Genomic DNA, 10,778 nt, shown 5'->3' on the forward strand with positions numbered 1-10,778 from the left:
TGTGCTTTTGCCGTGATGCCGATCAGTCGTCGCGCGGATCGCGCACGGTGCCGCAATGCCAGCACGCGGTGAACTGCGCTTCGAGCGCCTCGCCGCACTGCCTGCATCGCCATGGCGCCGCGCCGGCCGCCGGGCCGCGCGACGCGGCGTCGAGCAGCCGGCGCGCGAGCGCGTCGTCGCGTTCGTCGTCGAGCCATAGCTCGGGCGCGCACGCGTCGACCGGAATGCCGCCGAGTGCGCCGGTCGCATAGCGGTTGTGCAGCTCGCAGCCGATCCCGGCCGCCTCGAGGACGTTCGCCCAGTGCTGTGCGGTGGCGAGATCGGGCGCCTTGAAACGCATCGCGGCTCCTCGGATGGCGAGAAAGGGTAGCGCGCCGGCCGCATGCGGTCGGCGTGATGCCGTCAACGCACGACCTGGCTCGCCTCGTGAACGAGCTGCGCGTACAGCGCATGCCGTGATGGCGCGATGCGACCGTCGGCGACGGCTTCGAGGATCGCGCAGCCCGGCTCGTGCAGATGATGGCAATTATAGAAACGGCAGTGTGCGAGCAGCGGACGGAATTCCGGAAACGCGCGTTCGAGTCGGCCTTCGGTCAGATGGTAGAGGCCGAACTCCTGGAAACCGGGCGAATCGATCAGCGCGCCGCCGCCCGGCAGCGGATAGAGGCGCGTGAACGTCGTCGTGTGGCGACCGCTGTTCAGCGCAGCGGAGATTTCGCGCGTCGCGGCTTCGGCTTCCGGCACGAGCAGATTGACGAGCGTCGATTTGCCCATCCCCGACTGACCGAGCAGGATCGTCGAACGGCCGGCCAGATGCGGCATCAGTTGTGCGCGCGCGTCGTCCGGCGCGCCTTTCACCGACAGCTCGAGCACCTCATAGCCGAGCGCGCGGTACGGTGCGAGCCGCTCGCGCGCGACGGGCAGCGCGGCCTCGACGTCGATCTTGTTCAGCACGACGATCGGCTTGAGCTCGTTGGCCTCGGCCGCGATCAGCGCGCGCCCGAGCAGATCCTCGCTGAAGTACGGTTCGGTCGCGAGCACGATCAGCAACTGGTCGAGGTTCGCGGCGAACAGCTTCGACTTGAACTGATCGGACCGATACAGCAGGTTGCGCCGCTCGCCGATCTCGACGATCACGCCCTGATCGGCCGACGTGCGTTCGTAGACGACGCGATCGCCGACCGCGACGTCGCTCTTCTTGCCGCGCGGAAAGCACTGGAGCATCGGGCCGCCGTCGTCGGGCGCGACGATGTAGTGGCGGCCGTGCGCCGCGATCACGCGGCCTTCGACACGTTCGGCGCCCGATGCGCGCGCGGCCGGCTTGCGGGAGGTCGGCCGGCTCATGCTTGCTGCAGCAGACGGTCGATCCGCTGCGACGCGGGCGGATGCGAGTAGTAGAAGGCCGTGTAGACGGGGTCGGGCGTCAGCGTCGACGCGTTGTCCTCGTACAGCTTCACGAGCGCGCTGACGAGGTCCTGCGCGTCGGTCTGGCTGGCCGCGAACGCGTCGGCTTCGAACTCGTGCTTGCGCGACGTGAGGCTGCCGAACGGCGTCGCGAAGAACAGGAACACGGGAATCGCGAGGAAGAACAGCACGAGCGCGACGCCTGCATTGCTCGAATCGAGCGACGGGATCACGCCGAGCCCTGTGTAAAACCACGTGCGCTGCGCGAGCCAGCCGAGCAGCGCGAGCAGCGCAAGGCTCAGCACGAACGACACGAGCATGCGCTTCATCACATGGCGCCGCTTGAAATGGCCGAGTTCGTGCGCGAGCACCGCCTCGATTTCCTGGCCGGACAGCCGCGCCAACAGCGTATCGAAGAACACGATCCGCTTCGATGCGCCGAAGCCCGTGAAGTAGGCGTTGCCGTGCGCGGAGCGGCGGCTGCCGTCCATCACGAACAGGCCTTTCGCGGCGAAACCGCAGCGCTTCATCAGCGATTCGATCCGCGCACGCAGCGCTTCGTCGGTCAGCGGCTCGAACTTGTTGAAGAGCGGCGCGATGAAGGTCGGATAGATCAGCAGCACGAGCATCTGGAACGCGACCCAGACGAGCCACGCCCACAGCCACCACAGGCTGCCGGCCTGGTTCATCAGCCAGAGCACGACGAACAGCAGCGGCAGCCCGAGTACGGCGCCGAGCAGCGTGTTCTTCAGCATGTCGGTGAAGAACAGCCGCTTCGTCATCCGGTTGAAGCCGAAGCGCTGCTCGATCCCGAACTGGCGGTAATACTCGAACGGCACGTCGATCGCGCCGGTGATCGCGAGCACGACGGCGACGAGCGCGACCTGCTGGCCGTAGCCGCGCCCGAACCAGCCGTGCAGCAGCGTGTCGAGCGCGCCGACGCCGCCGAGCAGCGTGAGCGCGACCAGCACGCCCGCGCTGACGACGATCTCGAGCATCGTCAGGCGCGTGCGCTCGACCGTATAGTCGGCCGCGCGCTGGTGCGCGCCGAGCGGCACCTTGGCGGCGAACTGCGCGGGCACGCGATCGCGATGCGCGGCGACGAAGCGGATTTGCCGCGACGCGAGCCACAGTTTGGTGACGACCATCGCGAGCACGGCGCACGCGAACAGCAGGGTGAACGAAAAGGGTGACATCGAAGGCGCCAAAGGGTTCTATGCGAGAATTATATGTTCTTGCGGACGGCGCCCGCAGAGGCGAGGCCGGCCGTCCGGACGGCGCCGCGCGCCGTCCGCCATTTTCCAGGATGACTCATGACCGATACCGCCGCTTCCGCCAGCCAGCCCGCACTCGTGCGCAACGAGTTGAATCTCGTCTGGCTCGACATGGAGATGACGGGCCTCGACCCGGATAACGACCGCATCATCGAGATCGCGGTCGTCGTGACCAACTCCACGCTCGAGATCGCCGTCGAAGGTCCCGTGTTCGCGATCCACCAGAGCGACGAAACGCTCGCGAAGATGGACGACTGGAACAAGTCGACGCACGGCCGCTCGGGTCTGATCGACCGCGTGCGCGCATCGACCGTGACCGAAGCGGAGGCCGCCGCGCAGCTGCAGGCCTTCCTCGCGCAATACGTGCCGCCCGGCAAGTCGCCGATGTGCGGCAACTCGATCTGCCAGGACCGCCGCTTCATGGCGCGCTGGATGCCGGAGCTCGAGCGCTTCTTCCACTACCGGAACCTCGACGTCAGCACACTCAAGGAGCTCTGCCGCCGCTGGCAGCCGGCGATCTACAAGGGGTTCCAGAAGCGTGCGATGCATACGGCGCTGGCCGACATCCACGAATCGATCGACGAGCTCAAGTACTATCGCCAGCACTTCCTGATTCCGGCGGCTTCCGCAGCCTCCGCAGCCGCATCGGCGGGCGAGTCGGCGCCGGCCGCCTGAGCGGCCCGGCACGCGCTCAGCGCGGCGCGCGCTGCGCGCTTTTCGGCCGAAACGCCGCGACCACCGCGGCGTCGGTTTCGATGTACGGCCCGCCGATCAGGTCGATGCAGTAGGGCACCGCGGCAAAGATGCCGGGCACGGTCGACTTGCCGTCGGCATCGCGCAGCCCTTCGAGCGTTTCGCGGATCGACTTCGGCTGCCCGGGCAGGTTGATGATCAGCGCCGCGTGGTCGGCCGTCTCGCGGATCACCGCGACCTGCCGCGACAGGATGGCGGTCGGCACGAAATTCAGGCTGATCTGCCGCATCTGTTCGCCGAATCCCGGCATTTCCTTCGTGGCCACCGCCAGCGTCGCCTCGGGCGTCACGTCGCGACGCGCGGGGCCCGTGCCGCCGGTCGTCAACACGAGATCGCAGCGCGCGACGTCGACGAGCTCGACGAGCGTCGCGGAGATCGTCGCCGCATCGTCCTGGATCAGGCGCGTGTGCGCGCGCCACGGCGAGGTCAGCGCGGTGCCGAGCCATGCCTGCAGCGCCGGAATGCCCTGGTCTTCGTAGACGCCGGTGCTGGCGCGGTCGCTGATCGACACGAGGCCGACCACGAGCTCGTCGGGATGATTACGCTGCGTCGTCATCGTCGTCTCCGGCTTCGTCGGACGCCGTATCGTCGGTGTCGGGCGTGCCGCTCGCGGTCTTGATCCACTGGAACAGCTCGCGGAAGTAGCGCGGCGGCTTGCCGAGCTGCGCTTCCTTGCGCGCGTTGCGGATCAGCGTGCGGCCTTCCTGCACGTCGGCGTCCGGATACTGGCGAATGAATTCGGTCAGCGCCGCGTCGTCGGCGAGCAGCCGCTCGCGCGTGCGCTCGATCCAGTGCAGCCGCGCGGTCGCGGCCTTGTTCACGCCGCGCTGCGCGTCAAGTGCGGTGCGCAGCGCAGCCGTTTCGTCGTCGGTCAGCGAGCGCATCACGCGGCCGACGTATTGCAGCTGGCGGCGCTTGCCTTCGTGGTCGGTGATGCGGCGCGCCTCGCGGACGGCGTCCGCGAGGTCTTCCGGCATCGGCATGCGCTTGAGCGCGTCTTTCGGCAGGTCGACGAGCGCCTGGCCAAGTTCCTGCAGCGCGTGCATTTCGCGCTTCAACTGGGATTTGCTGGGGCGATCGTAGCCGTTGTCGACGTCGTCGTCGGCATGCTCGATCGGCTGGATTCGGGTTTTGCGGTTCATGGGCGGCATTGTATCGCGGCGCGCATGCGCCCAGCTTGTCGGTATCCGGCCCCGGACCTTGCTATGATCGCGGGATACGCAACATTTTGACCATGCGGGCGGCCTGCCCGCCACCGGATATCACGACGATGGCAGCCAATCTCGACGTACAAGCGCGCTATTTCCCGCACACGCAGGATCAGCTCAAAGAAATCGCCTCGGACATTCTTCGCCATGCGAAGGCGCTCGGCGCGACGGACGCGGCGACCGAAATCTCCGAAGGCGACGGCCTGTCCGTCTCGGTGCGCCGCGGCGAGGTCGAGACGATCGAGCACAATCGCGACAAGATGGTCGGCGTGACGGTGTTCATCGGCAAGAAGCGCGGCAACGCGAGCACGTCCGATTTCTCGCCGGCCGCCATCAAGGATACGGTCGCAGCGGCCTACAACATCGCGCGCTTCACGGCCGAGGACGACGCGGCCGGCCTCGCCGAAGCCGAACTGCTCGAGACCGATCCGCGCGATCTCGATCTCTATCACCCGTGGGCGCTGTCGGCCGACGAAGCCGTCGACATCGCGCGCCGCGCGGAAGACGCCGCGTTCGCGGTCAGCCCGCAGATCCGCAATTCGGAAGGCGCGAGCGTGTCCGCGCAGCATTCGCAGTTCGTGCTCGCCACGTCGCGCGGCTTCCTCGGCGGCTATCCGTACTCGCGTCACTACATCGCGTGTGCGCCGATCGCGGGCAGCGGCCGTCACATGCAGCGCGACGACTGGTACACGTCGAAGCGCAGCGCGGCCGATCTCGCCGCGCCGGAAGCGGTGGGCCGCTATGCCGCGGAGCGCGCGCTCGCACGCATGGGTGCGCGTCGCCTCGACACGCGCAAGGTGCCCGTGCTGTTCGAAGCACCGCTCGCGGCCGGTCTGCTCGGCGCGTTCGTACAGGCAGTGAGCGGCGGCGCGCTGTACCGGAAGACGTCGTTCCTCGTCGACAGCCTCGGCAAGCCGGTGTTCGCGCCGCACGTGCAGATCGTCGAGGATCCGCACGTGCCGCGCGCGATGGGTAGCGCGCCGTTCGACGAAGAGGGCGTGCGCACGCGCTCGCGCAGCGTCGTGAAGGACGGCGTCGTCGAAGGCTATTTCCTGTCGACGTATTCGGCGCGCAAGCTCGGCACGCAGACCACCGGCAACGCCGGCGGCTCGCACAACCTCGCGCTGCGCAGCTCGAACACGCAGCCGGGCGACGATTTCGACGCAATGCTGAAGAAGCTCGGCACGGGCCTGCTGCTGACCGAACTGATGGGGCAGGGCGTGAACTACGTGACCGGCGATTATTCGCGCGGCGCGGCGGGCTTCTGGGTCGAGAACGGCGTGATCCAGTATCCGGTCGAGGAGATTACCGTCGCAAGCACGCTGCAGGAAATGTTCCGGCACATCGTCGCGATCGGCGCGGATTCGATCGTGCGCGGCACGAAGGAAACCGGCTCGGTGCTGATCGAGCAGATGACGATCGCCGGCCAGTAAGCACGGCACTGCGCCGCGTCGGCGGCGCGCTTGGACGAAAAAAAACCGATCGGCGCGAGCCGGTCGGTTTTTTTTCATGGGGCGGTACGTATCAGCCGCGCTTGCGTGCGTAGACGACGAATGCGTAACCGAACGTGTTCGGCGCGGCAGCCTGATGCGCATCGCGCGACACTTCCTGCCACTGTGCGGGATCGGGCGCCGGAAACGATGCGTCGCCTTCGAAGTCGGCATCGATCTCGGTGACGATCAGCTTATCCGCCTGGGCGAGGCCTTCCGCATACAGTTGCGCGCCGCCGATCAGGAATGCTTCCGCGGCACCGTCGCGTGCGGCGAGCGCGAGCGCATCGGCAAGCGACGTGACGGTGTCGCAGCCGTCGAAGCGGCGCGACGCGTCGCGCGTGACGACGATGTTGCGGCGGCCCGGCAGCGGACGGCCGATCGACTCGTGCGTCTTGCGCCCCATCACGATCGGCGCGCCCATCGTCGTGCGCTTGAAGAACGCGAGGTCTTCAGGAAGTTTCCAGGGCAGCTGGTTGTCGCGGCCGATGATGCCGTTGCGGGCGCGCGCGACGATCAAGGTCAACGTCGTCATGAAGGTCGGAGAGAGGAAGAACCGGAATGGCGCCGATTCTACCGGAACGGGCGCGCCTCCTCGCGGCACGCTGCGCCTGCGTGCAGACAAAAAAATGCCCGCCGGGGGACGGGCTCGAAACCGTTGCATCGCACGAGGTGGCGATGTCGATCGATCGTGTTGCCGATACCGTACGGACGATCGATACGCGATCCTGATCGACTGACGTGCGATCGGCGCGGACGTTTCATTGATGCACGTTGGTTTCCGCGCCTTCGTGCATCGCGTGCTGGACATCGGACGGCTGCGGCGCGGGCAGCGGCGTCGGCAACGGCGCGGGCGGCCCGATTTCATCCCAAAGCGTCACCGACATCTTGCCGGCCGGCACCGGCCGCGGCGCCGACACCGCGATGATCCCCGCGCCTTCGTGCGTCCGCATGCCGGGCGCCGCGTCGCGTAGCCAGGTGTCGCGTGCGGCGCGCGCGCTTTCGTCTGCGTGCGCGGGTGCGAACGCATACGCGGCGGCAATCGCGAGCGGAATGAAAGAATGTAAAAGGCGTTTTTGCATGGCCGCTCTCCCTGTTATTCGCTATTCAGCGAAATGCATGCCATCGCGGCGAGAGCGTTGTCGCGACGGGCATGCGCGTACGCGTGTCGCGAACGACGCGGGAAGAAGCGCAAAAAATGTTTCAGTCGTGAAACGACAGGGCTCCGGAATACTGCGGATTCAATCGCTGCGCATCCGGGACGACAATCGGCGCGTGTGTCGATGTCGAACGCTTCGCTGCGCCCGCGCTATGTGCAGATGATTGATCGATCGAAATCCTGAGCAGTCGGCCGGATCGACACATGCGCCGACACGGCTTCATGCCGTTCGACGGCTGTCACGGAGACCATCCGACAACAACAATCTGGACGCCAGACAAGCGCCATTATGCGAGGCCTGCTGTTGCCGCGCATCGGGCCGGGCCCGATTCGAATTTTTCGCACGTGACGTGCGTGCGCGGCAATCGTTACACGGTGGACGAACGGGGTGAGCATATGGGAGCCGAGCAGCGGCATGTGATCTATTATTCGCGCGAGCCGGACGACGCATTGCGCGGCCATTTCGACGACTGCGGCTGGCGCGTCGATCTCGCGGAGACCGTACGCGACGTACGGCGCGTCGTGCAGCAGGGCGTCGCCACCGCGGGATTCCTCGATTTCTCGCCGGGCTTCAAGCCCGCGGAGCTGCGCGAGCTGGAGTCGTGCCTGAGCATCCAGCACGTCGGCTGGATCGCGGCAACGTGTCGCGGCCAGTTGCAGGACCCGATGCTGCGGCATGTGATCCGCGATTACTGTTTCGACTATGTGACGATGCCGTACGAGACAGCGCGCATCGTGGAAACGGTCGGGCATGCGCACGGCATGATTGCGCTGAGCGATCCGGTCGCGTCCGGCGGGCGCGGCGAAGGCGAGATGGTCGGCACGTGCGACGCGATGCTCGCGTTGTTCAAGACGATCCGGCGCGTCGCGATGACCGACGCGCCCGTTTTCATTTCCGGCGAATCGGGTACCGGCAAGGAGCTCACGGCCGTCGCGATTCACGAACGCTCGGCGCGTGCGCACGCGCCGTTCGTCGCGATCAATTGCGGCGCGATTCCGGCGACGCTGCTGCAGGCCGAGCTGTTCGGCTACGAGCGCGGCGCATTCACGGGCGCGAATCAGCGCAAGATCGGGCGTGTCGAAGCCGCGAACGGCGGCACGCTGTTTCTCGACGAGATCGGCGATCTGCCGCTCGAGAGCCAGGCGAGCCTGCTGCGCTTCCTGCAGGAAGGGAAGATCGAACGACTCGGCGCGCATGCGTCGGTGCCGGTCGACGTGCGCGTAATCTGCGCGACGCACGTCGACATGGAGGCAGCGCTGCGCGAAGGCCGGTTCCGCGAGGATCTGTTTCATCGTCTCTGCGTGCTGAAGATCGAGGAACCGCCGCTGCGGGCGCGGGGCCGCGATATCGAGGTGCTTGCGCGCCACATGCTCGAGCGTTTCAAGGGCGACGCGCATCGCCGTCTGCGCGGGTTCTCGCCCGATGCGGTCGCCGCGCTGTACGGCTATGCGTGGCCCGGCAACGTGCGCGAGCTGATCAATCGCGTGCGGCGCGCGATCGTGATGTCGGAAGGTCGGACGATCACCGCGGCCGATCTCGAGCTGAACGACTATGCGGCGCTCGCGCCGGTGTCGCTCGTCGAGGCGCGCGAAGCGGCCGAGCGGCAGGCGATCGAGCAGGCGCTGCTGCGGCATCGCGGCCGTTTCGCGGACGCCGCGCGCGAACTGGGCGTGTCGCGCGTGACGCTGTATCGGCTGATGTGTGCACACGGGATGCGCGACCGCGGCGACACGCTCGCGCCGTTTTCGCCGCCGCCGCCGGAGCTTCCTCGCCACGCTTGCTAAAATCTGCGGGTACGGCCGCCCTCGCGGCCGAAGGAACCCGCATGAAACAGTATCTCGACCTCGTTCGCACCATCCTCGACACCGGCACCTGGCAGGAGAACCGCACGGGCATCCGCACCATCAGCATGCCGGGCGCGATGTTGCGGTTCGACCTGCAGCAGGGCTTCCCGGCCGTCACGACGAAGAAACTTGCGTTCAAGTCCGCGATCGGCGAACTGATCGGCTTTCTGCGCGCATCGCGCAGCGCGGCCGATTTCCGCGCGCTCGGCTGCAAGGTCTGGGACGCCAACGCGAACGAGAACGCGCAATGGCTCGCGAATCCGTACCGGCAGGGCGTCGACGATCTGGGCGACGTGTACGGCGTGCAGTGGCGCCAGTGGCCGGGCTACAAGGTGCTCGACGCGCACGCGGACGCGCAGCTCGCCGACGCGCAGCGCCGAGGTTTCCGGATCGTCACGCGCTTCGACGAGGATGGCGCGCAGAAGGTGCTGCTGTACAAGGCGATCGATCAGCTGCGTCAGTGTCTCGACACGATCATGGAGAATCCCGCCGATCGACGCATTCTGTTTCATGCGTGGAATCCGGCCGTCCTCGACCAGATCGCGCTGCCCGCCTGCCATCTGCTGTACCAGTTCCTGCCCAACGTCGCGAAGCGCGAAATCTCGCTGTGCCTGTATATCCGCAGCAACGACGTTGGGCTCGGCACGCCGTTCAACCTGACCGAAGGCGCAGCGCTGCTGTCGCTCGTCGGCCGGTTGACGGGCTATACGCCGCGCTGGTTCACGTACTTCATCGGCGATGCGCATATCTACGAGAACCAGCTCGACATGCTGCAGCAGCAGCTCAAGCGCGAGCCGTACGAAAGCCCGCGGCTCGTGATCGCCGATCGCGTGCCGGAATACGCGAAAACCGGCGTCTACGAGCCGGAATGGCTCGAACGCGTCGAGCCGTCGGATTTCTCGCTGGTCGGTTACCGACACCATGAGCCGCTGACCGCGCCGATGGCGGTCTGACGGCCCGGCGGCCGGCTCGGCCGTTCCGCTCGGCAACGACGAAGGCCCGACCGGTGTATGCCGGTCGGGCCTTCGTCGTTTGGGCGGGCGCGCCGCTCAGTGTCGGCGCCGTTCGTCGCCGTGCGGTGGGTTGGCGGGATGCGGCGCCTCCGCGTGCGGCGCCGGCTGCGGACGCGGCTCGATATGCGGTGCGGGCATCGGCGCGCGCTGTTCGACATGCGGTGCAGGCATCGACGGATGCGATTCCATGCGCGGTGCCGGCGGCTGCGGGCGCGGCATTTCGCGCGCCACCGCGGGCGGCCGGAATTCGTTCGCGCGCGGCGGGGCGGCGTCGTGGCGCGGCGCCGGTTGCGCGAATTCGCGCTGCGGTCGCGCGGCCGGCACCGCGCGTTCCGGCTGCGGCTGGGGTTGAGCGTGACGGGCCGGTTCGCGGAAGTCGGGGCGCGGTTGCGGGATCTGCGCCGTTTGAAGCGGCGGTTGCGCGGACGTGCGGGGGGCTTCGCGCCGCGCGTTCGATTGCTCCGGAGCCTGTCGGGCGTCGGGCGCATGCTGCGCCTGAGGCGGCTGTGCGACGCCGTGTAAAGGCGGCGCCGCGTGCTCGCCCGCGCCCGGCAGCGCAGCCGTAGCGGCCGGCGCCGGAGTCGGGCGCTGACGCGCGAGCGGCGTATGCGGCTGCATCCACGCAGGCTCCG

11 protein-coding genes and 1 pseudogene are annotated in these 10,778 nt (G+C 67.6%); 4 read left to right on the forward strand and 8 right to left on the reverse strand.

Translation table 11 applies throughout. From position 1 onward, the window contains the following. Positions 1 to 22: 22 nt before the first annotated feature. From HMPREF3115_RS18060 to HMPREF3115_RS18070, 3 genes are all read right to left on the reverse strand, one after another. Entirely contained in the window at positions 23 to 340 is a 318-nt protein-coding gene (locus HMPREF3115_RS18060; RefSeq protein ID WP_006400696.1) for a putative signal transducing protein, read from the reverse strand. A gap of 62 nt (positions 341 to 402) precedes the next feature. Continuing rightward, on the reverse strand, positions 403 to 1,344 hold the full coding sequence (rsgA, locus tag HMPREF3115_RS18065; protein ID WP_006400695.1) for a ribosome small subunit-dependent GTPase A: 942 nt from the start codon (positions 1,342 to 1,344) through the stop codon (positions 403 to 405). Beyond that, positions 1,341 to 2,600: a M48 family metallopeptidase gene (locus HMPREF3115_RS18070; RefSeq protein ID WP_070555500.1), complete on the reverse strand. Its 1,260-nt coding sequence runs from the start codon at positions 2,598 to 2,600 to the stop codon at positions 1,341 to 1,343. The genes rsgA and HMPREF3115_RS18070 overlap by 4 nt, the downstream gene beginning before the upstream one ends. Before the next feature lie 117 nt (positions 2,601 to 2,717). On the opposite strand from HMPREF3115_RS18070, the gene orn reads away from it, so the two are divergent. After that, positions 2,718 to 3,353: an oligoribonuclease gene (gene orn, locus HMPREF3115_RS18075; RefSeq protein ID WP_006406227.1), complete on the forward strand. Its 636-nt coding sequence runs from the start codon at positions 2,718 to 2,720 to the stop codon at positions 3,351 to 3,353. Between the two features lie 16 nt (positions 3,354 to 3,369). Here orn and mog read toward each other — a convergent pair whose 3' ends face one another. Then, entirely contained in the window at positions 3,370 to 3,987 is a 618-nt protein-coding gene (gene mog, locus HMPREF3115_RS18080) for a molybdopterin adenylyltransferase (protein WP_006414341.1), read from the reverse strand. Further along, positions 3,971 to 4,573 carry a ribosome biogenesis factor YjgA gene (gene yjgA, locus HMPREF3115_RS18085; protein ID WP_006414361.1) on the reverse strand — a complete coding sequence of 201 codons (603 nt, stop codon included), beginning with the start codon at positions 4,571 to 4,573 and terminating at the stop codon, positions 3,971 to 3,973. Before yjgA ends, mog begins: the two co-directional genes overlap by 17 nt. Before the next feature lie 128 nt (positions 4,574 to 4,701). Here yjgA and pmbA point away from each other — a divergent pair, with 128 nt between their 5' ends. Then, entirely contained in the window at positions 4,702 to 6,072 is a 1,371-nt protein-coding gene (gene pmbA / locus HMPREF3115_RS18090) for a metalloprotease PmbA (RefSeq protein WP_006406224.1), read from the forward strand. Between the two features lie 91 nt (positions 6,073 to 6,163). Here pmbA and HMPREF3115_RS18095 read toward each other — a convergent pair whose 3' ends face one another. Continuing rightward, positions 6,164 to 6,664: a dihydrofolate reductase gene (locus HMPREF3115_RS18095; protein ID WP_006400688.1), complete on the reverse strand. Its 501-nt coding sequence runs from the start codon at positions 6,662 to 6,664 to the stop codon at positions 6,164 to 6,166. 226 nt (positions 6,665 to 6,890) lie between these two features. Further along, on the reverse strand, positions 6,891 to 7,211 hold the full coding sequence (locus HMPREF3115_RS18100; protein ID WP_006406223.1) for a hypothetical protein: 321 nt from the start codon (positions 7,209 to 7,211) through the stop codon (positions 6,891 to 6,893). 473 nt (positions 7,212 to 7,684) lie between these two features. Here HMPREF3115_RS18100 and HMPREF3115_RS18105 point away from each other — a divergent pair, with 473 nt between their 5' ends. Further along, positions 7,685 to 9,073 carry a sigma-54 dependent transcriptional regulator gene (locus HMPREF3115_RS18105; RefSeq protein ID WP_006411866.1) on the forward strand — a complete coding sequence of 463 codons (1,389 nt, stop codon included), beginning with the start codon at positions 7,685 to 7,687 and terminating at the stop codon, positions 9,071 to 9,073. A 41-nt stretch (positions 9,074 to 9,114) separates the two neighbouring features. Further along, complete coding sequence (locus HMPREF3115_RS18110) at positions 9,115 to 10,086, forward strand: thymidylate synthase (RefSeq protein WP_006400684.1); 972 nt, start codon at positions 9,115 to 9,117, stop codon at positions 10,084 to 10,086. A gap of 96 nt (positions 10,087 to 10,182) precedes the next feature. On the opposite strand, the pseudogene HMPREF3115_RS32535 reads toward HMPREF3115_RS18110, so the two are convergent. Then, positions 10,183 to 10,778: pseudogene (locus HMPREF3115_RS32535) on the reverse strand (hypothetical protein); the annotation flags it as partial.

It is taken from the genome of Burkholderia sp. HMSC10F09 (assembly GCF_001806955.1).
In the GTDB taxonomy this organism is placed as follows: domain Bacteria; phylum Pseudomonadota; class Gammaproteobacteria; order Burkholderiales; family Burkholderiaceae; genus Burkholderia; species Burkholderia multivorans.